At 73.7% G+C, this 23,131-nt stretch carries 19 protein-coding genes; 6 read left to right on the forward strand and 13 right to left on the reverse strand.

Annotated elements, in window-relative coordinates; translation table 11 throughout:
- Positions 1-239: 239 nt before the first annotated feature.
- Both ACWD0A_RS09255 and ACWD0A_RS09260 read right to left on the reverse strand, forming a co-directional pair.
- Positions 240-1,910 carry a DNA repair helicase XPB gene (locus ACWD0A_RS09255; protein ID WP_451296139.1) on the reverse strand — a complete coding sequence of 557 codons (1,671 nt, stop codon included), beginning with the start codon at positions 1,908-1,910 and terminating at the stop codon, positions 240-242.
- A gap of 85 nt (positions 1,911-1,995) precedes the next feature.
- Positions 1,996-4,557, reverse strand: a complete 2,562-nt coding sequence (locus ACWD0A_RS09260) for a helicase-associated domain-containing protein (protein ID WP_451296141.1) — start codon at positions 4,555-4,557, stop codon at positions 1,996-1,998.
- A gap of 101 nt (positions 4,558-4,658) precedes the next feature.
- Here ACWD0A_RS09260 and ACWD0A_RS09265 point away from each other — a divergent pair, with 101 nt between their 5' ends.
- The gene (locus tag ACWD0A_RS09265) at positions 4,659-5,666 is read left to right on the forward strand and encodes a hypothetical protein (protein ID WP_451296143.1); all 1,008 of its coding nucleotides are present in this window, start codon (positions 4,659-4,661) and stop codon (positions 5,664-5,666) included.
- Positions 5,667-5,859: 193 nt separating this feature from the next.
- Here ACWD0A_RS09265 and ACWD0A_RS09270 read toward each other — a convergent pair whose 3' ends face one another.
- From ACWD0A_RS09270 to ACWD0A_RS09285, 4 genes are all read right to left on the reverse strand, one after another.
- The gene (locus tag ACWD0A_RS09270; RefSeq protein WP_451296145.1) at positions 5,860-6,840 is read right to left on the reverse strand and encodes an ABC transporter substrate-binding protein; all 981 of its coding nucleotides are present in this window, start codon (positions 6,838-6,840) and stop codon (positions 5,860-5,862) included.
- Positions 6,837-7,670: an ABC transporter ATP-binding protein gene (locus ACWD0A_RS09275; protein ID WP_451296147.1), complete on the reverse strand. Its 834-nt coding sequence runs from the start codon at positions 7,668-7,670 to the stop codon at positions 6,837-6,839. Before ACWD0A_RS09275 ends, ACWD0A_RS09270 begins: the two co-directional genes overlap by 4 nt.
- Positions 7,667-8,740, reverse strand: a complete 1,074-nt coding sequence (locus tag ACWD0A_RS09280; protein ID WP_451296149.1) for a FecCD family ABC transporter permease — start codon at positions 8,738-8,740, stop codon at positions 7,667-7,669. The genes ACWD0A_RS09275 and ACWD0A_RS09280 overlap by 4 nt, the downstream gene beginning before the upstream one ends.
- Positions 8,741-8,837: 97 nt before the next feature.
- On the reverse strand, positions 8,838-9,848 hold the full coding sequence (locus ACWD0A_RS09285) for a FecCD family ABC transporter permease (protein ID WP_451296151.1): 1,011 nt from the start codon (positions 9,846-9,848) through the stop codon (positions 8,838-8,840).
- 99 nt (positions 9,849-9,947) lie between these two features.
- On the opposite strand from ACWD0A_RS09285, the gene ACWD0A_RS09290 reads away from it, so the two are divergent.
- Positions 9,948-10,586: an HAD family hydrolase gene (locus ACWD0A_RS09290; RefSeq protein WP_451296153.1), complete on the forward strand. Its 639-nt coding sequence runs from the start codon at positions 9,948-9,950 to the stop codon at positions 10,584-10,586.
- Between the two features lie 62 nt (positions 10,587-10,648).
- Here the strand turns inward: ACWD0A_RS09290 and ACWD0A_RS09295 are convergent, their stop codons facing one another.
- On the reverse strand, positions 10,649-10,903 hold the full coding sequence (locus tag ACWD0A_RS09295) for a hypothetical protein (protein ID WP_177150326.1): 255 nt from the start codon (positions 10,901-10,903) through the stop codon (positions 10,649-10,651).
- Positions 10,904-11,084: 181 nt separating this feature from the next.
- Between ACWD0A_RS09295 and ACWD0A_RS09300 the strand changes: the two genes are divergently transcribed.
- Positions 11,085-11,468: a cold-shock protein gene (locus tag ACWD0A_RS09300; protein WP_451296156.1), complete on the forward strand. Its 384-nt coding sequence runs from the start codon at positions 11,085-11,087 to the stop codon at positions 11,466-11,468.
- Between the two features lie 10 nt (positions 11,469-11,478).
- Here ACWD0A_RS09300 and ACWD0A_RS09305 read toward each other — a convergent pair whose 3' ends face one another.
- From ACWD0A_RS09305 to ACWD0A_RS09320, 4 genes are all read right to left on the reverse strand, one after another.
- Entirely contained in the window at positions 11,479-12,318 is an 840-nt protein-coding gene (locus ACWD0A_RS09305) for a 1,4-dihydroxy-6-naphthoate synthase (RefSeq protein ID WP_451296158.1), read from the reverse strand.
- Positions 12,315-12,986: a futalosine hydrolase gene (locus tag ACWD0A_RS09310; RefSeq protein ID WP_451296160.1), complete on the reverse strand. Its 672-nt coding sequence runs from the start codon at positions 12,984-12,986 to the stop codon at positions 12,315-12,317. Before ACWD0A_RS09310 ends, ACWD0A_RS09305 begins: the two co-directional genes overlap by 4 nt.
- 34 nt (positions 12,987-13,020) lie before the next feature.
- Positions 13,021-13,503 carry a DUF2771 domain-containing protein gene (locus ACWD0A_RS09315; protein ID WP_451296162.1) on the reverse strand — a complete coding sequence of 161 codons (483 nt, stop codon included), beginning with the start codon at positions 13,501-13,503 and terminating at the stop codon, positions 13,021-13,023.
- 566 nt (positions 13,504-14,069) lie between these two features.
- Complete coding sequence (locus ACWD0A_RS09320; protein ID WP_451296164.1) at positions 14,070-15,419, reverse strand: MFS transporter; 1,350 nt, start codon at positions 15,417-15,419, stop codon at positions 14,070-14,072.
- 360 nt (positions 15,420-15,779) lie between these two features.
- Between ACWD0A_RS09320 and ACWD0A_RS09325 the strand changes: the two genes are divergently transcribed.
- The 3 genes from ACWD0A_RS09325 to ACWD0A_RS09335 all read left to right on the forward strand — a co-directional run bounded on the left by ACWD0A_RS09325 (position 15,780) and on the right by ACWD0A_RS09335 (position 21,338).
- Complete coding sequence (locus ACWD0A_RS09325; protein WP_307714856.1) at positions 15,780-16,721, forward strand: DUF3027 domain-containing protein; 942 nt, start codon at positions 15,780-15,782, stop codon at positions 16,719-16,721.
- 742 nt (positions 16,722-17,463) lie between these two features.
- Positions 17,464-20,607 (forward strand): sacsin N-terminal ATP-binding-like domain-containing protein, encoded by a 3,144-nt coding sequence (locus tag ACWD0A_RS09330; protein ID WP_451296166.1) that lies wholly within the window; start codon positions 17,464-17,466, stop codon positions 20,605-20,607.
- 47 nt (positions 20,608-20,654) lie between these two features.
- Complete coding sequence (locus ACWD0A_RS09335; protein WP_451296168.1) at positions 20,655-21,338, forward strand: SMI1/KNR4 family protein; 684 nt, start codon at positions 20,655-20,657, stop codon at positions 21,336-21,338.
- Here the strand turns inward: ACWD0A_RS09335 and ACWD0A_RS09340 are convergent.
- Both ACWD0A_RS09340 and ACWD0A_RS09345 read right to left on the reverse strand, forming a co-directional pair.
- Positions 21,328-21,885: a hypothetical protein gene (locus tag ACWD0A_RS09340; protein ID WP_451296170.1), complete on the reverse strand. Its 558-nt coding sequence runs from the start codon at positions 21,883-21,885 to the stop codon at positions 21,328-21,330. The two genes, ACWD0A_RS09335 and ACWD0A_RS09340, sit on opposite strands and share 11 nt — an antisense overlap.
- Positions 21,872-22,741 (reverse strand): DNRLRE domain-containing protein, encoded by an 870-nt coding sequence (locus ACWD0A_RS09345; protein ID WP_451296171.1) that lies wholly within the window; start codon positions 22,739-22,741, stop codon positions 21,872-21,874. Before ACWD0A_RS09345 ends, ACWD0A_RS09340 begins: the two co-directional genes overlap by 14 nt.
- Between the last annotated feature and the right edge of the window lie 390 nt (positions 22,742-23,131).

The raw sequence follows: 23,131 nt of genomic DNA on the forward strand, positions 1-23,131 counted from the left end.
CAGGGGCCGTTGGTGGTTGCTGCCGGGGGGTGGTTTCCTCGGGCTCGGCCGAGCCGGCCCGGCCGTGGCTGACCAGGGCAGGGGCCGTTGGTGGTTGCTGCCGGGGGGTGGTTTCCTCGGGCTCGGCCGAGCCGGCCCGGCCGTGGCTGACCAGGGCAGGGGCCGTTGGTGGTCGCTGCCGGGGGGTGGTTTCCTCGGGCTCGGCCGGACCCGGCGGCGGACGCCCTCGACGCCCTCCCTCAGTGGACCGGGTCCGCGGGGCCCTCCGCCTCGCCCGCCAGGAGCTCGTCCGCGTCCACGATCCGGTACGCGTAGCCCTGCTCGGCCAGGAACCGCTGGCGGTGCGCCGCGAAGTCCTGGTCGATCGTGTCCCTCGCCACCACCGAGTAGAAGTGCGCCTTGTGGCCGTCCGCCTTCGGGCGCAGGACGCGGCCGAGGCGCTGCGCCTCCTCCTGGCGCGAACCGAACGTGCCCGACACCTGGATCGCGATCGTCGCCTCCGGGAGGTCGATCGAGAAGTTCGCGACCTTGGAGACGACCAGCACGCTGATCTCGCCATTGCGGAAGGCGTCGAAGAGCTTCTCGCGCTGCGCGTTCGACGTCTCGCCCTTGATCACCGGGGCGTCCAGGTGCTCGCCCAGCTCGTCGAGCTGGTCGATGTACTGGCCGATGACCAGGATCTGCTGCCCCGCGTGCTTGCGGACCAGCTGTTCCGCCACCTTCCGCTTCGTCGCCGTCGTCGCGCAGAAGCGGTACTTCTCCTCCGTCTCGGCGGTCGCGTAGGCGAGCCGCTCCGAGTCGGTGAGGTTGACCCGTACCTCCACGCAGTCGGCGGGCGCGATGTAGCCCTGCGCCTCGATCTCCTTCCAGGGCGCGTCGAACCGCTTCGGCCCGATCAGCGAGAAGACGTCCGACTCCCGGCCGTCCTCGCGCACGAGGGTCGCGGTCAGGCCGAGGCGGCGGCGCGCCTGGAGGTCGGCGGTGAACTTGAAGACCGGCGCGGGCAGCAGGTGCACCTCGTCGTAGAGGATCAGACCCCAGTCGCGGGAGTCGAACAGCTCCAGGTGCGGGTAGACGCCCTTCCGCTTGGTCGTCAGCACCTGGTAGGTGGCGATGGTGACCGGGCGGATCTCCTTCCTCGTGCCGCTGTACTCGCCGATCTCGTCCTCGGTCAGCGACGTCCGCCGCACCAGCTCGTGCTTCCACTGCCGGGCGGAGACGGTGTTGGTGACCAGGATCAGCGTCGTGGCCTTGGCCTGCGCCATCGCGCCCGCCCCGACCAGCGTCTTGCCGGCGCCGCAGGGCAGGACGACGACACCGGAGCCACCGTGCCAGAAGCCCTCGACGGCCTGCTTCTGGTACGGGCGCAGCGCCCAGTCCGTCTCGTCGAGGTCGATGCGGTGCGCCTCGCCGTCGACGTAGCCCGCGAGGTCCTCCGCCGGCCAGCCCAGCTTCAGCAGCGTCTGCTTGATCTGCCCGCGCTCGGAGGGGTGCACGGCCACCGTGTCCGGGTCGATCCGGGGGCCGACGAGCGGCTGGATCTTCCTCGACCGCAGGATCTCCTCCAGCACCGGCCGGTCGGTGGTGGTCAGGACGAGCCCGTGGGTGGGGTGCTTGGTGAGGGTGAGCCGGCCGTAGCGGGCCATCGTCTCGGCGACGTCGACGAGCAGGGCGTGCGGCACCGGGTACCGGGAGAACTCGACCAGCGCGTCCACGACCTGCTCGGCGTCGTGCCCGGCGGCGCGCGCGTTCCACAGACCGAGCGGGGTGACCCGGTAGGTGTGGATGTGCTCGGGCGCCCGCTCCAGCTCCGCGAACGGCGCGATGGCGCGACGGCAGGCGTCCGCCAGCTCGTGGTCGACTTCGAGAAGGAGGGTCTTGTCGCTCTGGACGATGAGGGGACCGTTCACACCTGCGCCCTTTCGGTAAGGCTCGGGGCCGCTTGAGGCCGGTGAGGCCAAACCTCAAGTGTGCCGCATGCCGGCAGAGGCGGGCTCAGGCCGAGTCGTCGGCCAGTTCCGCCACGCCCGTGATGCGGTGCAGCGGGTACGTGCGCACCTCGTCCGCCGTGTGGTCGTACGCCGTCACGAAGCCGCCCTCCACCCGGACCGGGGCGATCACGCGCTGGCTGGCCGCGCCGTCCGCGTTGACGTAGCCGATCCAGACCGCCGAGCCGGTCATGGCCGCCGCCTGCACGGTGGCCAGGGTCTCGGCGGGGGTGGTGCGGGGCATCTCGCCGTCGGGGACGGGCACGGCGGCCTCGGCGACCGGCTTGCGTTCCACCGTGGCCGCGAGGTCGCCGGCCCGGATCGCCTTCACCGCCGCGCCGAGCAGCGTGGCGTCGGGCACCGGCGGCCCGTCCGGGACCGGGGCCGGTGCCGTGCGCGGCGGGGTGCGGCGGGCGTGGGCGCGGGTGATCACGACGTCGCCCTCGGCCGACTCGGCGGCCGGCGCGTACCCCATCGCCCGCAGCCCGTCGAGCAGCGCCGCCGGGTCCGCCTGGGCGGCCAGGACCGTGGGCGCGAGGCGGCGCAGACGCAGGCCCTGCGAGCGCTTGTCCGCCAGGATCTCGGCGAGGAGCGCGTCGTCGTCGCAGCGCACGTACGCGGAGGCGGCGCCGACGCGCAGGTGGCCGTGGCGGCGGGCGACGTCGTCGATGAGGTAGGCCAGCGGCTGCGGCACGGGCGTACGGGAGTGCCTGGCCAGGAACGTGTGCAGGTCGGCCGCGGCCCGCCCGGCGTCGAGCGCGCGGCGCACCGAGGCGGGCGTGAAGCGGTAGACGGTCGCGCCGCCCTTGGACTCCACGTCGGCGAGGACGGCGAGCGTCTCGGCCAGCGGCCGCTCCAGCGGGCCCGGGGCGACGGCCGTCAGGTCGGCCTGGAGGAGGACGTGGTCCAGCGGCTCGGGCAGGAGCGGGGCCAGGAGGGCGACGGCACGGGCCCGGCGCGCGGCGGCGCCGGAGTCGGAGGCGCCGTCGGCCGCGGCGCGGTAGGCGACGGGCCCGGGGCGCGGCACGGCGGTCCCGGCCGTCCCGCCGCCGGCGCCGTCCTCCGGCAGGTCCAGCAGCGCGCGGGCGTGGGAGGCGAGAGCACCGCGGCCCGTCACGCCCAGCAGCTCCGCCTCCGCCAGCGTCCAGGTCGCCATGCGCGCCCGCAAGGTCTGGCCGCCGCTCACCGAGTCGCCCCGCTCGCCCCGCAACGGCCGCTCCCAGCGCAGCCGGTCCATCAGCGTCTCCGGGTCCGGGACCGCGCCCGCCGGGAGGGACGCCATCAGCTCCAGCACGCGCAGCCGGACCGCGGGCGCGGCCGAACGGTCCAGGTCGGGGCCGAGAGCGGAGAGCGTGCGGCCCTTGGAGTCCTGGCTGCCGACGAGCCCCGGCGCACGCGTGGCCGACAGCCAGGCGACCGCGAGCTGCGCCCACCGTTCCGCCGGGGGCAGCTCCAGCCACTCGTCGTACGCGGGCGTCGGGGCGTACCGCTCGTCGGCCTCGCCGTCGGATGCCAGCAGACCGGCCGCGTAGGCCAGTTCGGCCCAGAACGCGGCGAGCTGCTCGGTCGTGTCCAGCGCTGCGGCCGTCCGCTTGAGGTCGCGTACGGACAGACCGCCCGCGCGCAGTACCGGCGGGCCGCCCTCGTGCCAGTCCTTCAGCAGGTCCTCGACCGTCGTCAGCGCCGTGAACGCCTGCCCGGCCGCCGCGCTGTCCACAACCTGTGGACGACGCTCCGCCGCCTGCGCCACCGACGGCGGGACCGGCTCCGGCACCCGGTGCGCCCGGCCCGCCCGCAGATGCAGCGCCGCCTCCCTGGGCAGCACCACCGTGCGCGGCGACGCGGGCAGCAGCAGCCCGCGGTCCCGCAGCCACTGCACGGGCGGAGCGGGGGAGGACGTCACCTCCCCGTACGGCGGACCCCACACCAGCCGGTCCAGCACCGCCAGCGCCTGCGGCGGGGCCGTGTCCAGCAGCAGCGCCATCCGGCGCCGGTCCGTGAACAGCGCCGTCAGCGCCGCCACCGCGGACACCGGGTCGTGCGTCGGCGGCAGCCCGGCCGCCGCGAGGATCTCCTGCAGCCTGCCCGGCGACATGCCCGCCGTCGCCTCGGCGACGGACGGGCCGAGACCGGTGGGCGAGGGGCGTGTGGGGGACGGCGCGAGCAGTTCGCGGGCGGTGCGCACCAGCCGCAGCCGGTCGTCACCGCCCCACACCACGGCCTGCGTGCGCAGGACCCCCAGCGCGCCGGGCAGCGCCGCCTCGACCCCCGGGTCGCCCTCGTCGCCGGCCATCAGCGCGAGCAGGATCTCGTACGGGGCGGGGTCCGGCGCCACGGCCAGCGCCTCGGCGGTCTGGAGCGCGAACCGGTCGAGCCGCTCCAGGGCACGGACGACGGAGGCGCGGGTACCGGCCCGGGTCGCGAGCTGGCTGACGTCGGTCGGCACCGGGCTCAGCAGATCGGGCCGGGCACGCAGCAGCGCGGCCAGTTCCTCGTCGGTGCGGGCGCGCAGCGCTTCCGCCAGCGTGCGCGGGGCGGCGCCGCCGCTTGGTTCGGGCTTGGTCCCCATCCGCCCCACGGTAGCCCCTGGAGCGCTACCGTCGGGGACAGGGCGGGCCCGGGGAAGGGGCCGTGATTCATGGGATACGCCGGGAGCGCAGGGGAACGTCCGTGGGGATCGAGAGCGATCAGCTGGTCTACGACTACCTGAGCCGGGTCGGGGACCTGGCCCAGCAGGCCCAGCTTCCGTCAGGCGCCCGGATGCGGCTCGTGTCGTCGCTGCGGGGCGAGATCGACAAGCAGAGGTCGCGGTCCGGCGGGGAAAGCCCGGCGGCGGTACGCCGGATCCTCGGGCGCCTCGGTGCGCCGGAGGCCCTCGTGGCCGCGGCGGCGGAGGAGGCCGTGCCCTCGCCGCCTCCGGGCGCGCCTTCGTCCACGTCTTCCGCTCCGCCGTCGCCTTCGCCTTCGCCCGACACCGGTGGTCGGCGGCCGGCGATGCCGCGGCAGCGGGGATGGCGCCGCATCCCGCGCCCGCGCACGGACTCCGCGCCCCGGGAGGCAGCCGCGTCGCCGCCGCACCTGGCCGGGATGGACGAGCTCGGCCCCTCGGGCTCCGAGCCGGACTGGTGGCGGATCGAACCGGGGCCGTTCGGGGCGGGAGAGCGGGTGGCCGGGTTCGTGGGCGGCGTGGAGGTCCCCGAGATACTGAAGCCGCCGCCGGAGGAGGCCGACACCGAGCCCGACGGCGAGTCCGATGGCGATCCGGCTCCCGGCGAGGAGGAGGCGGCGGAGGAGGTCGTGCCGGTGCGGCGGCGGTGGCTGCCGCGACGGGAGCGGGGCGGGCCCGCGGACCTGGTGCTGCTGCTGGCCGCCGCGCTGCTGCTCCTCGGCGCGGCCCTCGGGTCGCTGCTCGCCCTGGCGGGCGGCTGGCTCCTCGCGTACGGCTCACGCCGCCTGTCCACCGCCCAGTCGAAACTGGCGGTCGCGGGCCTCCCGGGAGCGGCCGCGGCGGCCGGAGCCGTATGGCTGTGGGGCCGCATCAACGGCCACTGGGGCCCGCCCATCCCGGACGACGGCATGCGGGAGGCGCTGACGGGGACGTGGCCGTGGGTGCTGCGGGGGGCGGCGGTGGCGTCGGCGCTGTACCTGCTGTGGCGGCGGCGGAGGGCGCGGGCGTAGCGCCTGCGCTTTCCCCACCCCGCCCTCCCCCTACGGCTTGGCGGCCGTGGGAGGGACCCCCGGACGGGCTGATTTCGCGCAGCGAAATCCAGCCTCGCCGGCGATTGAGGCGCGGGGGTCCGGGGGCGGAGCCCCCGGTTCGGGAAGGGGCGGGGTGGGGAACGGCTCCGCGCAGCGGCACTCCCCCGTCACCTCACTTCGTCAGATCCGCCTGCAGCTCGTCCAGGATCTTCGCCGCCGCCGTGTACCCGATGCCCTGGATCCACAGCTCGTCCTCCACGGCGAACACCTTGTCGTTCTTCGCCGCCGACATCCCCTTCCACAGCGCACTGTCCAGCGTCTGCGTCTGCTTCGCCTTCTTCGGGTCGCCGTACGTCGAGTGGAAGACCACGTCCGCGTCCGCCAGGTCGATCTTCTCCGGGCTCACGTCGTACGAGAAGCCGTCCTTGGCCTTGTCCGTCACGGCCGGGCGGCCGAGGCCGACGTCCGCGAGGATCGTGGAGATGTAGTTCTGCTTGCCGTAGATGCGGATGTCCGCGCCCTCGACGAAGCGGACCACGTTCACCTCCGTCGCCGCCTTCTCCTTGCCGCCGAGCGCGTCGGTGACCTTCTTCGCGTGGGCCTCGTACTCCGCGACGGCCTTCCCGGCCTCGGCCTTCTTGCCGAGCGCGTCCGCGTGGAGCTGGAAGTTCTCCTTCCAGGGGTAGCCGGTCGTCTCCGTCATCACCGTCGGCGCGATCTTCGTCAGCTCGGCGTACTGCGCGCCGTGCCGGACCTTGGACGTCAGGATCAGGTCGGGCTTCAGCGCCGCGATCGCCTCCAGGTTCGGCGTCATCATCTCGCCGACGTCCTTGATCCCCGCGACCTTGTCCTTCGGCAGGTAGGGCAGGAAGCCGGACTTGGCGTCGGCGTGCGTCGCGCCGACCGGCTCGACGCCCAGCGTGATCGCGGAGTCCAGCTCGGCGGTGTCGAGCACGACGACGCGCTTCGGGGCGTCGGGGACCTCGACGTCTCCCATGGCCGTCTTCACCGTGTGCGTGCCGCTGCCCGCGGACGGGTCCGCGGAGCCGGACTTGGAGGACGAGTCCGACGACCCGCACGCGGTGAGCGTCATCGCGGCGGCCAGTGCGAGGGAACCGGCGGCGAGGCCGTGGCGGCGCAGGGACGTGGTCATGAGGAGGAGACCCTTTCGGTCGGGGGGACGGGGGGTGTCTGCGTGGGGGTGTAGGGCGCGGCGGGTACGACGAGCGGCGAGCCGGTCACCGGGTCGGGGACGACCACGGACTCCATTCCGAAGACATCGCGGACGAGTTCGGCGGTGACGACGTCCCCCGGCCAGCCCTCGGCCACGATCCGTCCCGCCTTCATGGCGACGAGATGGTCCGCGTAACGGGCGGCCTGGTTGAGGTCGTGCAGGACGGCGACGACGGTGCGGCCGCGCTCGTGGTTCAACTGGCGTACGAGATCGAGCACCTCGACCTGGTGAGCGATGTCGAGGTACGTCGTCGGCTCGTCCAGCAGCAGCAGATCCGTCTCCTGTGCGAGCGCCATCGCGATCCACACCCGCTGGCGCTGGCCGCCGGAGAGCGCGTCGACCGGGCGGTCGGCCAGGGCGGTGACGTCGGTGCGTGCCATCGCGTCGGTGACCGCGCGCTCGTCCTCGTCGGACCACTGCTTCCACCACGCCTGGTGCGGCTGGCGGCCGCGCGAGACGAGGTCGGCGACGGTGATGGCCTCCGGTGCGACGGGCGACTGCGGCAGCAGCCCGATCGCCTGCGCGATCCGTTTCGTCGGGATCCTCGCGAGCTCCTGGCCGTCGAGCAGCACCGCGCCGCCCTTCGGCTTCAGCAGCCGTCCGAGGGCCCGCAGCGTCGTCGACTTGCCGCAGGCGTTGGGGCCGACGATGACGGTGACCTGCCCGTCGGGCACGGCGAGATCGAGTTGGTGCACGACCGTGCGGTCCTCGTAGGCGAGCGTCAGCTCGCGCGCCCTCAGCCTGCTCACGAATTGCCTCCAGCGGTACGACCGGTGTGGCTGCGGACGATCAGCCAGATCAGATACGGGGCGCCGACGGCGGCCGTGAGCACGCCCACGGGAAGCTCGGTCGGCGAGAACAGCCGGCGGGCCAGCAGGTCGGCGAGGACGACGATGACCGCGCCCATCAGGGCGGAACAGAACAGCGGGATCTGCGCGGTGCGGGTCATACGGCGGGCGATCTGCGGCGCGAGCAGGGCGACGAAGTCGACGGGTCCGGCGGCGCCGGTCGCGACGGACGCGAGGACGACGCCGAGGAGTACGAGCCCGAGCCGTACGCGCCCCAGCCGCACGCCGAGCGCGGTCGCCGTGTCGTCGTCCATCGCGACGGTGCGCTGCGCGCGGGCCGCCCACAGCACGGCGGGCAGCAGGACGAGCAGCGTCCAGCCGAGCGGGGCGGTCTCGTCCCAGCCGCGGCCGTTGAGGGAGCCGGTCATCCAGATCTGGGCCTGCTGGGCGACGAGATAGTCGCCCTTGGTCATGACCAGGGTGGTGACGGAGCGCAGCGCGATCGCGAAGCCGATGCCGATGAGGACGAAGCGGGTGGCGTGCAGACCGCCGCGCCAGGCGAAGACGTACACGAGCGCGGCCGCGACGATGCCGCCGGTGACGGAGAGGTACGGCAGTGCCGTGTACGAGGTGACGCCGAAGGTCAGCGCGGTGACCGTGAGCGCGCTCGCGCCCTGGCTGATGCCGATGATGTCGGGGCTGGCGAGCGGGTTGCGCGCGACGGTCTGGATGAGCGCGCCGGCGACCCCGAAGGCGGCGCCGACGAGCAGCCCGACGACGAGCCGGGGCAGCCGGAGGGTGCCGACGACCAGCTCGTCGGGGGACGGCTGTCCGAGGAGCACCTTCAGCACCTCGGCGGGCGCGACGAAGCTCTCGCCGACGCTGAGGTAGGCGACGCAGGCGGCGGCGAGCGCGGCGGTGAGCCCGACGGCGGTGAGAGCGGCGCGCCGGTGCAGCAGGAAGCTGGCGCGTCCGGCGCGGGCGAGGGCGTAACCGGCGGGGCGGACGGGGGTGAGGGTCTCAGCGGTCATGCGTCCTCCTCGTGCACGGGGCCGGGTCCGGGGCCGAGCCCCGCACGCGGCGGAGCCGCACATCGACACTGCGGGGAGGGGCGGGTAGGGGACGACGTCACGCCGGCACCGCCTTGCGGCGCACCAGCGTCACCAGGAACGGCACGCCGATCAGCGCCGTCATCACGCCTGCCGGTATCTCGCTCGGCGGGAACACCACGCGGCCCAGCGCGTCGGACACCAGCAGCATCACCGGGCCGATCAGCGCGGCCATGGGCAGCACCCAGCGGTGGTCGCTGCCCACGATCGCGCGGGCGATGTGCGGGACCGCGAGGCCGATGAACGCGATCGGGCCCGCCGCCGCCACGCCCACGCCCGTCAGCACCGTCGCGCCGACGCCGCCCACGATCCGTACCGTCGCCACGTTCTGGCCGAGGCCCTTCGCGACGTCCTCGCCGAGGGCCAGCGCGTCCAGGCCGCGGGCCACCGCGACCACCAGCACCGTGCCCACCAGCAGGAAGGGCCAGACCTGGTGCACGATCTCCGCGTCGCGTCCGGCCACCGAGCCGACCTGCCAGAAGCGGAACTCGTCCAGCGCCGCCGCCTTCGTCGTCAGGATGCCCATCGTCACCGACACCAGCAGCGCGTTGATCGCCGCGCCGCCCAGCGCCAGTTTCACCGGCGTCGCACCGCCGCGGCCGCTGGAGGCGATCGCGTACACCGCGACCGACGCGAGGGCCGCGCCCGCGAACGCGAACCAGACGTACCCCGTGAGCGTGTGGATGCCGGCGAACGCGATGGCCAGCACCACGCCCACCGACGCGCCCTGGCTGATGCCGAGGATGCCCGGGTCGGCGATCGGGTTGCGCGTGATGCCCTGCAGGGCCGTGCCCGCGATCGCCAGCGCCGCGCCGACCATCAGACCGATCAGGGTGCGCGGTACGCGCAGCTCCCGGACGACCTCGGCGTCCGGGCCGCTTCCGTCGTGCAGCAGGGCGTCGAGCACCGCCGACGGCGCGACCGCGCGCGCCCCGACGGCGAGGCTGAGCAGGACCGCCAGCAGCAGAGCCGCCACGGCCGCCGCCGTCCAGCCGATACGGCGGACGGCCTGAGCGCGTCTGGCTGACATGAACACCTATCGCAGAGAGGACCCAGGGTTGGTAAGGCTTGGCTAAGTCTATGCGTCCGGAATTCGCCGCCCCCGAGGGGGCGGCAAGCCCCGGGCACAATGGCCGGCATGGCCATCCACAGCGCACCGCAGCCGCCCACCGTCGGGTTCGACCTCGACATGACCCTCGTCGACTCGCGCCCCGGCATCCACGCCGCCTTCCGGGCGCTGTCCGCCGAGACCGGGGTGTGGATCGACGCGGACCTGGCGATCACCCGTCTCGGGCCGCCGCTGGAGCAGGAGTTGGCGCACTGGTTCCCGGACGAGCTGATCCAGGAGACGGCCGACCGCTACCGGGAGATCTACCCGGAGCACGCGATAGCGCCGAGCCTCGCGATGCCCGGCGCCCGCGAGGCCGTCGAGGCGGTCCAGGAGCTCGGCGGGCGCGCGATCGTCGTCACCGCCAAGCACGAACCCAACGCCAAGCTCCACCTCGCCCACCTCGGCATCGCCCCGGACGAGGTCGTCGGCTGGCTGTGGGCGGAGGCCAAGGCGGAGGCGCTGCGCGAGCACGGCGCGAGCGTGTACGTCGGTGACCACATCGGCGACGTACGCGGCGCTCGGGTCGCCGGCGCGCTCTCGGTGGCCGTGCCGACCGGGCCCTGCGACGCGGACGAACTGCGCGGAGCGGGCGCGGACGTGATCCTGGACGACCTCACCGCGTTCCCGGACTGGCTGCGGAGCCGCGCCCGGTCCTGACACCACCGCACCGCCGCGCCGGGGTCGCCTCCGCCGCCGTAAACCGAATGCTGTTGCGGTCGTTACCGCGACCGAGCGGATTTGGCCTGCCGCCGCTGCGCCGCGACCGACCGCAGCACCCCGGCCGCGGCGATCAGGAATCCGACGCCCATCAGCATGCTCACGGCGTACGCCACCGTCGGGAACGGCTCGGTGCCCAGGAACAGCGGGGCGACGGTGACGAGAGTGGCGACGGCGCCGACGACGAAGACGATGCCGCCGACGCGCACCAGCACGTCACCCGGGGCGGGAGCGGCTGCGGGAGGAGTAGCAGTCATTCGGCCAGGGTAGTTCCCTTGCGCGTAGGAACCGATCGGGGACGTCTTGTCACCAGCCTCTGGACCATTAGCCTTGGGGGTGGCGGGTCAGGCGACCCGCTGTAGTGCTATCCAGAGCCGTTTTTTCGGCGCCCGCCCGCGGTGCCCACAGCGCCCGACGAGTACGAGGACGAGGACAGACGTGCCCACCGGCAAAGTCAAGTGGTTCAACAGCGAGAAGGGCTTCGGCTTTCTCTCACGCGATGACGGCGGCGACGTCTTCGTGCACTCCTCCGTGCTCCCCTCCGGCGTGGAAGTTCTCAAGCCGGGCCAGCGCGTCGAGTTCGGCGTGGTGGCGGGCCAGCGCGGCGACCAGGCGCTGTCGGTGACGCTGCTCGACCCGACCCCCTCCGTGGCGGCCGCCCAGCGGCGCAAGCCGGACGAGCTGGCGTCCATCGTGCAGGACCTGACGACCCTTCTGGAGAACATCACGCCGATGCTGGAGCGCGGCCGCTACCCCGACAAGGTGCACGGCAAGAAGATCGCCGGCCTGCTGCGGGCGGTCGCGGACCAGCTGGACGTGTGACGCCCGGCGCTCAGACGAACGACAGCGCATTCCGGCCGAGGGGCGGTACGAGCCCCTCGGCCGCCGCGCGTGTCAGCAGGCCGCGCACGGCCGCGTAGCCGTCGTCGCCCAGGTTGTGGGTGAACTCGTTCACGTACAGCCCGATGTGCTGGTCCGCGACGGCCGGGTCCATCTCCTGGGCGTGCTCCAGCACGTACGGCCGGGACGCGTCGGGGTCGTCCCAGGCCATGCGGACGGACGTCCGCGCGGCGTCGGCCAGCCGGCGCAGCATCTCGGCGCCCAGCGAGCGCTTGGCGATGATCGCGCCGAGCGGGATGGGCAGCCCCGTCGTCCGCTCCCAGTGCTCGCCCATGTCCGCGAGCGCGTGGAGCCCGTACTGCTGGTAGGTGAAGCGGGCCTCGTGGATGACGAGCCCGGCGTCCACCTTGCCGTCGCGCACGGCGGGCATGATCTCGTGGAACGGCATCACGACCACCTCGCCGACCCCGGCCGGGACGACGTCGGCGGCCCAGAGCCGGAACAGCAGGTACGCGGTCGAGCGCTCGCTCGGCACCGCGACCGTCCTGCCCTCCAGGGCGGCGCCCGGTTCGCGGGTCAGCACGAGCGGGCCGCACCCGCGGCCGAGCGCGCCGCCGCACGGGAGGAGCGCGTACTCGTCGAGGACCCACGGCAGCACCGCGTACGACACCTTCAGGACGTCGAACTCGCCGCGCTCGGCCATGCCGTTCGTGATGTCGATGTCCGCGAACGTCACGTCCAGCTCGGGCGCGCCCGGGATGCGGCCGTGCGCCCAGGCGTCGAAGACGAAGGTGTCGTTCGGGCAGGGCGAGTAGGCGATCTGCAGGGTCACGGTTGCTCCTGGAGGACGGGGGCGAGCTGCTGGAACGCACCGCGCAGCGCGCCGAGCGCCTCGCCGATGCGCCAGGCGGCGCGGTCGCGGGGCCCCACGGCGTTGGAGACCGCGCGGATCTCGACCACCGGCACGCCGTGGGCGGCGGCGGCCTCGGCGACCCCGAAGCCCTCCATGGCCTCCGCGGCGGCGCGGGGGTGACGTGCGGTCAGCTCGTCGGCGCGGGCCGCGGTGCCGGTCACCGTGGAGACGGTGAGGACGGGCGCGTGCACGGCGCCGACCGCCTTGGCGATGCGCGCGGACAGCCGGGCGGGCGGCAGGTGGACGGTGCGGCCGAAGCCGAGCGCGTCGACGGGGAGGAAGCCGTCGGGGGTGTCGGCGCCGAGGTCGGCGGCGACGATCGCGTCGGAGACGACGAGAGAACCGACCGGGCAGCGCGCCGCGAAGCCGCCGCCGATACCGGCGGAGACGACGAGGCCGTACGGCTCGGGCGCGGCCGTCAGCGCGGTGGCGGTGGCCGCGGCGGCGGCGGCCGGTCCGACGCCGGCGACGAGGACGTCGAGCGAGGGCGTACGGGTGAGGGCGTAGCCGCCGGGGAGGACGCCGGGGTCCCCCGTGGCGACGGCTTCTGCCTCCGCCGCCACGGCGGTCACGACAAGGACGCGCACGAGGGTGCCCTCCGGGTCCTGCGGGTCCTCCGGGTCAGGAGGCCTTCTCGAACTGGAAGCGGTAGATGCCGATGACCTTCTTGCCCTTCGTCTCCATGATGTTGACGTCGGCCTTGCTGGTCGGCTCGCCGGTCTGCGACGAGAAGAAGGCGTTGCCCGGGATGGTCCGGTACGACTTCTTGTACGGCTCCTGCTCGACGGGCTGCACGCCGAAGAGCAGCGTCCAGCCGTTGTCGGCGATCTCCGGGTCGACGCCGAGGCGGACCTTGTCGTCGGCGGCGAACTTGATCTTGGTGGGAGTGCCCTTGGTGAGGCACTTCTGGATCTCGGACTCCTTGAGCGCCTCGCCGTCGTTGTAGCAGGTCGCTTCGGTGTGGACCGAGTCCGATCCGACCGTCACGGTCGCGAGCGGGGTCGGCTTGTCACCACAGGCGGAGAGGACGAGGAGCCCGGCGGAGACAGCGCCGAGAGCGGCAGCGGTCCGGCGGCGCTTGCCGGAGAAGAACGCAACGGTCATGGCCCGAAGGCTATCGGGCGCGACGGGCACGGCGGCGCGGGGGTACGGCGCGGCGGCCTTTTCAGCCCGGTGGCCTTCGCCGGCGGGCTTCGCCGGTGGGCTGCTTCCGCCCCGACCGGGCCCACCCGCACGTGGGGCGTGCGGTTCCAGCCCGTCTGGGGCCCTGCCCACGGCCGCCAGGCCGTAGGGGGAGAGCGAGGACATTCCCCCTACGCCCTGGCGGGCGTGGGGGGACCCCCAGCAGGGCATGCCGTGCCACCGGGTGGCGGCCGCGTCCAGTGCCCCGGCCGGGTTGCCGGGGCGCTGCCCCGGAGTCCGGGCCTCACGCGCCGGCGGGGCTGGATGTGCCGGGTCCGCGAGCGCGGCGCACCTGCGGGGGCCGGACGGGTCCGGCAGCGCGGCGCACGCGCGGGGCGCTGCCCCGGAGTCCGCGCCTCACGCGCCGGCGGGGCTGGATCGGGCCGGTCCACAGGCGCAGCCCCCGGCGGGGCTGGAGTCTGCAGGGTCCGTCGGTGCAGCGCACCCGCGGGGCCGGATGGCCCGGTCCGCGAGCGCAGCCGGGTGATTCACGCCACGCGGGGGCGGGGGGCGTCGGTGCGGCGGGCGGCCGAGAACAGGCCGGGGCCCGCCGACACCGCACCCGCCGCCACGATCGCCGCCGCCACCGACATCCCCAGCGAGCCGTTCAGCGGCAGCGAGATGCCGATCGCCCCGCCCAGCACCCACGACATCTGCAGCAGCGTCTCCGAGCGCGCGAACGCCGACGTACGGACCTGTTCCGGCACGTCCCGCTGGATCAGCGCGTCCAGTGACAGCTTCGACAGCGCCTGCGTGAAGCCCGCCGCCGCGCCCAGGATCGCCACCACGCCCGCGCCGAAGAACACCGCCGCCAGGATCGCCGCGGTCAGCACCAGCGCCAGCATCGTCGCGATGATCAGCTCAGGGCCGCGCGACTTCAGCCACGCGCCCACCGCCGTGCCCAGCGCGTTGCCCACGCCCGCCGCCACGCCCACCATGCCGAGCGACACCGCGGCCGACTGGCCGCCCAGGGGATGGTCGCGCAGCAGGAACGCCAGGAAGAAGATCAGGAACCCGGACAGCGCGCGGTGCGCCGCGTTCGCCTGGAGGCCGTGCAGCACCGAGGGGCCCACCGTGCGCAGGCTCGGCTTCTTCTCGCCGTGCGTCAGCATGTGCGCCTTGCGCTCACCCTTCGCCGAGTCCACCTTGGGCGGCATCGTGAAGGCCCAGTAGGTGCCCAGCAGGAACAGCGCGCACGCCCCGTACAGCGGCCACTGCGGCCCGATCTGCTGCAGCCCCACCCCGGCGGGCGCGGCGATGCCCGTGGCGAGCAGGCCGGCGAGCGTGACCCGGGAGTTCGCCTTCACCAGTGAGAACGTCGGCGGCAGCAGTCGGGGCACGACGGCGCTGCGCACCACGCCGTACGCCTTGGACGACACGAGCACGCCCAGCGCGGCCGGATACAGCTCCAGGTCACCGGTCGCGACCGCGCCCGACAGCAGCAACGCCAGCAGCACACGGGCGAGCATCGCGCCCGCCATCGCCGCGCGCCGCCCGTGCGGGAGGTGGTCGAGCAGTGGGCCGATGACGGGAGCGAGCAGCGTGAAGGGCGCCATCGTGACGGCGAGGTAGAGCGCGACCCGGCCCCGGGCCTCGTCCGTCGGCACGGAGAAGAACACGGTGGACGCGAGCGCGACGGTGATCATGACGTCACCCGCGCCGTTGACCGCGTGCAGTTCGATCAGTTTTCCGAGGCCCGACTCGCCCGCGCCGTGCGCGTGGGTCGCCTTGCGGATGCCGCGCGCGGTGCCGGTGAACGGCAGGTGCAGGGCACGCCCGACCTTCCGGCCCGCTCGACGGAGCGGCCCGGACGTCTCGGACGACCTCGCGGCTGCCACCTCGTCATAGTGCCCCACGCCCCCTCGGCGCGAACCGTGCTCCGCGCCGACGGGCCGCGTGTTGGCCGCCGATCGCGTCCGCGATGCGGACAGCGCGGCCCGTCGGTTCGTCCCGTGTTGCGACGGGCAGGTGGGCGGGGAGCTGCGAAGGGGGTAGCGTGCGTAGCGCGCCACCGGCGGTTGTTATCGGCCGCGCGCCTCTTCGGCATCCCGCAGAATGGATGACGTCAGGTGTGCCCGAAAACGGATCGGTCCGGGCGTGGACGTCGATGCGGCCCTCTGGTCCGCTCCGCCCACGGCCCCGTACCTGTCGGCCTGGCAGGCGCACCCGTGAGACGGCGTAGGAGAGAAGCGAGACCTGTGAGTGCGACGACGCGAAGCCGTACCCCCGACCGTCTGTGCGCCGAGGCGGTAGACCTCGCCCGGGAGGCGGCCGAGGAGGCCGCTGCACCGGGAGTGGTGGGCGAGCATGTGTCCCTCGTCTCCGAGGGAGACCGGGTCGTCACCCACTTCTTCGAGTGCAAGGAACCGGGCTACCGGGGCTGGCGCTGGGCCGTCACGGTCGCCCGCGCGTCCCGCGCCAAGGTGGTCACGCTCGACGAAACCGTCCTGCTGCCCGGTCCCGACGCGCTCCTCGCGCCGGAATGGGTGCCGTGGAGCGAGCGGCTTCGGCCGGGCGACATGGGGCCCGGGGACCTGCTGCCCACGGAGGCGGACGACCTGCGGCTGGAGCCCGGCTACACGGGGGAGGACGAGCCCCCGCCGAACTCGGTGCTCGCCGAGCATCCGCCCTCGCACGACCTGGCCGAGCGGGTCGACGCCGAGGACGCCGAGCTCACCGACCGCAGGCCGGCGATCGAGGCGACCGACAACACCGGGCGCGGCCAGATCGCGGCGCTCGCCGAGGAGCTCGGCATGCGCCGGGCCCGGGTGCTGTCCCGGTACGGGCTGCACACGGCGGCGGACCGCTGGGACGAGGCCTTCGGCCCCAAGACCGCAATGGCGCAGGCGGCGCCGGCGGCGTGCGTGACGTGCGGTTTCCTGGTGCCGATCGCGGGGTCGCTGCGGCAGGCGTTCGGCGTGTGCGCGAACGAGTTCTCGCCGGCGGACGGACGCGTGGTGTCGCTGGCGTACGGCTGCGGTGGTCACTCGGAGGCGGCCGTGATGCCGAAGCCGCCGGTGCCGCCGCCGCCGGTCCTCGACTCGATGGCGGCGGACGAGTTCCCGCTGCGGCCGGCGCGCGACAGCGGGTCGGTGTCGCCGGAGACGGACGCGGAGTCGGAGGACCTGGGCCACTCCTAGCCTCTCCGGCCGGCAGGTCCGCCCTCACGGGGTCCCACCCGAGGGCGGGCTGCGACCAAGCGCGCTGCGCCCGCGGGCCGGGCAATTTCAGCCTTGGCGGGTGCTGCGCCCGTGGGCCGGGCAATTTCAGCCTCGCCGGCGTTGTGCCCGCGCGGGCCGGGTCAACTCCAGCCCGCGGCCTGCGTTGCGTGTGGGGGTCGGACTGCTGTCCGGGGGCGAGGCATGCCCTGCGGGCGTGTCCTTCGTCTCCTCCTACGGCCTGTCGGCCGTGGGTGGGGGCCCCGGCGAAGTCAGGGGTGCTCCCAGACGGGCTGGGGACAAGCCTCGCCGGGTGACGTCTGTGGCGCGGGTGCATCCGGCCTCGGCGGGCGCTGGGCTTGGGGGCCGGGCGATTTCAGCCTTGGCGGGTGCTGGGCTTGGGGGCCGGGCGATTTCAGCCTTGGCGGGCGATGGGCTTGCGGGCCGGGCGATTTCAGCCTCGTCGGCGTGTGAGGCGCGGGGTTCGGGGCGGAGCCCCGCAAGGGGGTTGCGCGCTCGGGCACGGCTGTCGGCCGGTGGGCAGGGCATTCCCCCTACGCCCGCAAGGGCGTAGGGGGAATGCCCTCCATCGCCGGACGGGCTGAAAGGCACGCCCCCGCAGCGGCCCGCCACGTTAGGGAACTCCCGTACGCGGTACCTTCGGCCCCAGCAACAACACACAGGCCGCCGCAGGCATGCGGCACCGGCAGGGCGGAGTCACAGCGTGAGCGTCAGGACGACCGAGTGGGCCGACCCGTTCGGGACGGCGCGGCTGCGGCGCGGTGTGCTCGACGCGTGGGCGGCCAGCCCGGCCCGCTTCCGGGAGGACGCCAACGCCGAGGAGGACCTCGCGCTCGGCGGATACCGGGACCGGCTCGTCGTCGAGCTCGCGCAGAACGCCGCCGACGCCGCCGCCCGCGCCCAGGTGCGCGGACGGCTGCGCCTCACGCTGCGGCCGGGCACGGGCGGCGAGCCCGCCGTGCTGGCCGCCGCGAACACCGGCGCGCCGCTCGACGCGACCGGCGTCGAGTCGCTGAGCACCCTGCGCGCCTCCGCCAAGCGCGAGGGCCACGAGACGTCCGTCGGCCGCTTCGGCGTCGGATTCGCCGCCGTCCTCGCAGTCAGCGACGAGCCCGCCGTCGTCGGCCGCCACGGGGGCGTGCGCTGGTCCCTGGCCGAGGCGCGGGAGCTCGCCTGGCAGGCGGCCGGGGCCAGCCCCGGACTCGGCGACGAGCTGCGCCGCCGTGACGGCCACGTACCGCTGCTGCGGCTGCCGCTGCCCGCCGAGGGCAGCGCGCCCGAGGGGTACGACACGGTCGTGGTGCTGCCGTTGCGGGACGGGGCCGCGGTCGATCTCGTGGAGCGGCTGCTCGCCGGGATCGACGACGCGCTCCTGCTGACGCTCCCGGGGCTCGCCGAGGTCGTGGTCGAGACGCCGGACGGCGTACGGGAGTTGCGGCGCAGCACGCACGGCGCGTACGTACGGGTCGAGGACAGTGCGCGCGGCGAACGGCGCTGGCGGGTGGTGAGCCACGCCGGGCCGATCGAGCCCGCGCTGCTCGCCGACCGGCCCGTCGAGGAGCGGCTGCGCCCGCACTGGTCCGTCACCTGGGCCGTGCCCGTCGAGGTCGACGGCGCACCGGCCCGCCCGGGCACCGCGCCCGTCGTCCACGCGCCGACGCCCACCGACGAACCCCTGGGCGTACCCGCGCTGCTGATCGCCTCGCTGCCGCTGGACACGACGCGCCGGCACCCGGCGCCCGGACCGCTGACCGACTTCCTCGTGGAGCGCGCGGCCGACGCGTACGCCGAACTGCTCGGCGAGTGGCAGCCGGTGAGCACCGGCACGATCGATCTGGTGCCCGGCCCGCTCGGCAAGGGCGAGCTGGACGGGGCGCTGCGGGCGGCGATCCTCACGCGGCTTCCGCGTACGGCGTTCCTGGAGGCCGCCGCGCCGCGGGAGCAGGCGGACGACGACTCCGGCCTGCCCGGCCGCGAGGCGCCCCGGGCGCTGCGGCCCATGGAGGCTGAGGTGCTGGAGGGCGCGGGCGCGGAGACCGTACGCGTCATGGCCGACGTGCTGCCGAGCCTGCTGCCCGCCGGTCTCGAGCGCCGGGTCGAGCTGCGCACGCTCGGTGTCGCGCGGGTGCCGCTGACGGAGGCGATCGACCGGCTCGCCGGTCTGGAACGTGAACCGGGCTGGTGGCGCAGGCTCTACGACAGCCTCGCGGGCGTCGACCCGGACCGGCTGTCGGGTCTGCCCGTGCCGCTGGCGGACAACAGGACGACCATCGGCCCCCGCCAGACGCTGCTCCCTCTCGCGGACACCCCGCCCCACCTGGCCCGTCTCGGGCTGAAGGTCGTCCACCCGGACGCCGCGCACCCCCTGCTGGAGAAGCTGGGCGCGTTGCCCGCGACCCCGCGCGCCGTGCTGACGACGCCGCAGGTGCGGGCGGCGGTGGCGGCGTCGCTCGACGAGGGCGAGATCTGGGACGAGGAAGCGGACACCCTCGACGCCGAGGAACTGGCGGAGACGGTCCTCGCGCTCGTACGGGACGCGGAGCTGGAGCCCGGTGACGAGCCGTGGCTGGGCGCGCTGGCGCTGACGGACGAGGACGGGGAGCTCGCGCCCGCGGGCGAACTCGTGCTGCCCGGCAGCCCGTTCGCCTCGGTCATGCGCGAGGGCGAACTCGCGCTGTGCGACGCCGAACTGGCCGAACGCTGGGGCGAGCAGCCGCTCGCCGCCTGCGGCGTCCTGGCGAACTTCGCCCTCGTCCGGGCCACGGACGTCGTCCTCGACCCCGACGAACTCGACCCCCGCGAGGGCGACTTCGCCGAGCCCGACGACGCAGGGCTGCTCGACGCGGTCGACGTGTGGTGCGAGGACGTGCTCGACCGGCTGCCCGACACGCCGGTGCCGCCGGTCGCCACGGAGATCGTCGCGGTGCGCGACCTGGACCTGGTGGACGACGACCGCTGGCCGCAGGCCCTCGCCCTGCTGGCGCAGCCGCCGTTGCGGGACGCGCTGACGCAGCCCGTACGCATCCTGCTGCCCGACGGCACGACGGAGCCAGTGCGGCCGTACACGGCGTGGTGGCTGCGCGACCATCCGGTGCTCGACGGCCGCCGCCCCGCCGGCCTGCGCGCGGCAGGCGCGGACCCGCTGCTGGAGGGCCTGTACGAGTCGGCCGACACGACGGGTTTCGAGGACGCGCAGGTGCTGCGCGCCCTCGGCGTACGGACGTCCGTCGCCGCGCTGCTCGACGAGCCGGGCGGCGCGGCGGAGCTGCTGGCCCGCCTCGCCGACCCCGGCCGCCGGGTGCGCGCCGACCGGCTGCACGCCCTGTACACGGCGCTGGCCGACCTCGACCCGGAGCAGGTCACGCTCCCCGACGAGCTGCGGGCCGTGGTGGACGGCGAGGTGGTGGTCGTGGACGCGGGGGACGCGGTCGTGGCGGACACCCCGGACCTGCTGCCGCTCACCGCCGGGCTGCCCCTGCTCCCGGTGGCGCCCTCGCGCGCCGCGGACCTGGCCGACCTGTTCCAGGTGCGCCGCCTGAGCGAGGCGGTCACGGCGGAGGTCACGACCGAGGGCGAGGTGCACGAGGTCCCCGAGTCCGTACGGACCCTGCTGGGCCCCTCCACGCCCGCGACGTACGTCGAACACGAGGAGCTGATGGCGGGCGGCGTCGAACTCGACTGGCGCCGCACCCCGGACGGCGTGCTGCACGCGGCGACGCTGGAGGGCGTGGCGGCTGCCCTGGCCTGGTCGACGGCCCAGTGGCCGCGCCGCTTCGAGGTGGCGGCGCTGCTGGAGGACGCGTCCCGGACGACGGAGCTGGAACGGGCGCGCTGGTTCGACGCGTAGCGGCTGCCGCCGGGGCGGACTCGCCACCAACGTGTCAGGATGCGCTGGTGGACGATCTCATACGTGCCTGGGAACGCATCGAGACCTGGCTTGGGGAGCACCAGTGCACCAGTGCTCTGTCCGAGCTGCACCCGCCTGCCTCCGAAGAAGCCATCCAGTCCCTCCGGGACGCCATCCCGTACCCGCTCCACCCGCATCTCGTGCAGTGGCTCGGAATCCACGACGGCGCCCCCCTGTACGACGCTCCCATCTGGCCGGGCGGCTATGTCCCGTACGGCATCGACGGACTCAAGGGCGGGCCGGAGTACATGGAGGAGATGCTCGAAGAGTTCAACGAGCAGCGGGACGAGGACCCCGAGCACTGGATTCTGGATCCGTGGGCGGACCCGCTGTGGCTCCCCATTGCCGGTACGAACACGGGGGAGAGCCTCCTCATCGACCACCGGCCCGGCGACACCTACGGCAACATCATCGAGATCGACTATGAGGGCAACGAGGTCACCGCAGTCCGCTGGAAGAATCTGGGGGAGACGATCGGGCTGATGGCCGAGTCCCTGGAGTCCCGATCCCCTATGCCGTACTCGCGCCGGCACGCGCTCGTTCCTCAACTGGACGAAGGCCCACCCAGGCACCTCAACTGGAAGGTGGAGAAGGCCTGGCACCAAGGACGCGAGAAGACCCCCTCCCGCCGACCGGTAGGAGGGGGCTTCTGTCTACGTGCTACGGCCTGACCAGACCGGGGACATCGATGAAGTAGGCGTCATTGTCCAGCATTCGGTTCTTGGTGTAGAAGCCCGAGAGGCGGGAGCCGGCACGCTCGTTCCGGGCACCGGCCATGGTGGCGCGGGCGCACTTCTCCTTGTACGTGGGTGCCGTGTTCGGCGCCCTCAGGTCGTCGCAGAGACGCCACTTGCCGTCAGCGTCCTCACGGGCATACGCCTGGAGACACTGTGAACCGTTGGTGACACCCGCCTGCGATCCACCGCTCTCCTTGGAGGCCGCGAAGGCATACTCGTCGCACTGAGTCGCCTTCTTGTCACCGGTCGCCAGCGGGTGCAGGACCAGCGCGTACTGACCACTGTCCGGGCAGACCACAGCGCGGTTCGCGTCTCGCTTGGCCGGGTCGAACTCGCGGTGCAGCGGACTGTTGTGTGCCTTGCTGCCGTCCGGGACGGCGGTGTCGCCGCTGATCGGCGCCTTGCCGGTGCCGTAGTCGTAGACCTTCTGCGATCCCTTGTTGTCGGCCCGGTCGACGGCACGGCCCTCAGTACGGTTCATGCCCCGCTCGTCCGGTGTGCCCGTCACCGTGGTGGGCTGACCGGCCACGGCGGGCTTCTCCGCAGTCCAGGCGCCACCGTTGGTACGGCTCTCGACGCCTCGGACATCGTCTCCGGCCGGAGGTGTGATCTGGAAACTGCCGGCGCCCTTGTCCGGCGTCCACGCGCCCTCGGGGTAGTCGGTCGAGGCGATCTTCGCCGGGGGCCACCGGTGCGGTGGTGTCGACGACGAACTGGGTCCACGGCGACCAGTTCAGGTTGTCGTGCGTGCCGTCGTAGGCGTTGGTGCGGAACTTGTAGGTCCGGCCGTCCTTGAGCTGCCCGGCGGGCACCGTCACGCTCACCGGCTTGCCCTGGTCCCCGTACGGGGACAGGAGCAGGCCCTCGCCGAGCGGCGTGGTGATGGGCGTGTTGGTCGCGGCGTCGTAGACCTGGAAGGTGCCGTTGACCTGGTCGCCGTCCGGGTCGGTGAACGTGTCGCGCAGGATCGGGGTGGTGGTGTTGACCGCCCAGACACCGGCGTAGGACTTGAACGGGGCGCCGGCCTGGCGGGACGTGCCGTCCGAGGGACGGTAGTTGTACGTCACCGAGAGCTTGGGCTGGTTGGCCGCGTTGTTGGCCGAGTTGACCCGCTTCCACGCCCGGGTGTCGTCCGTCGCGGCGCGCAGGCCCATGTGACCGCGGGTGGCCTTGGCGGACGCCCAGGTCTGGACGAGGGTGTCGACGTCGGCGTTGATCCTGCCGTCGGCGCCGCAGGACGGGTTGCCCTTGGTCTCGGTGGAGGAGTGGTACTGCTGGTTCCACGCGGGCTGGCTGTTCCAGCGGGACGCGGTGGACGGGGCACTGGTGTCCCACACGGTCCAGGAGACACGAAGTGATGCCTTCCTCTTGGAAATTCAAACACATGTATTGGACGCACGGTTGAAGGACGCTATGCGCGTCAAGAGGAGGGCAGTAGGGCACTTCTGGCCGTGCGGGCGGCTTCGGATTGCGCAGGCCGTGGCGGCGTTGGTCCTGCAGAGGTGCGGTGTCTCACACATCGGATTGATCACATGGCGCCGCGGGGCGGGGTTGTCCTCAGCGCCCTGCCGGTGACCGATTCACGGGTGATCCGTGAGCGCCCCGAGAGCGAACCGTGGATGTCGGACGAATCGCCGTCAAAGCATCAGATGTTGCCAAGTCGCCGTGTGCCGTGGGGAATTCTGACGCGAAATAGGCGCCGCGTACTTGGGGGCCTCCGGGTCGTC

The sequence above is a fragment of the Streptomyces sp. NPDC002867 genome (genome assembly GCF_053591895.1).

What these genes read in the sequence shown, in the direction of transcription:
- ACWD0A_RS09290 (WP_451296153.1), top strand. Translation starts at nt 9,948, where the DNA reads ATGGCCGGCATGGCCATCCACAGCGCACCGCAGCCGCCCACCGTCGGG.
- ACWD0A_RS09280 (WP_451296149.1), bottom strand. Translation starts at nt 8,740, where the DNA reads ATGACCGCTGAGACCCTCACCCCCGTCCGCCCCGCCGGTTACGCCCTC.
- ACWD0A_RS09285 (WP_451296151.1), bottom strand. Translation starts at nt 9,848, where the DNA reads ATGTCAGCCAGACGCGCTCAGGCCGTCCGCCGTATCGGCTGGACGGCG.
- ACWD0A_RS09295 (WP_177150326.1), bottom strand. Translation starts at nt 10,903, where the DNA reads ATGACTGCTACTCCTCCCGCAGCCGCTCCCGCCCCGGGTGACGTGCTG.
- ACWD0A_RS09260 (WP_451296141.1), bottom strand. Translation starts at nt 4,557, where the DNA reads ATGGGGACCAAGCCCGAACCAAGCGGCGGCGCCGCCCCGCGCACGCTG.
- ACWD0A_RS09315 (WP_451296162.1), bottom strand. Translation starts at nt 13,503, where the DNA reads ATGACCGTTGCGTTCTTCTCCGGCAAGCGCCGCCGGACCGCTGCCGCT.
- ACWD0A_RS09270 (WP_451296145.1), bottom strand. Translation starts at nt 6,840, where the DNA reads ATGACCACGTCCCTGCGCCGCCACGGCCTCGCCGCCGGTTCCCTCGCA.
- ACWD0A_RS09340 (WP_451296170.1), bottom strand. Translation starts at nt 21,885, where the DNA reads ATGAACCGTACTGAGGGCCGTGCCGTCGACCGGGCCGACAACAAGGGA.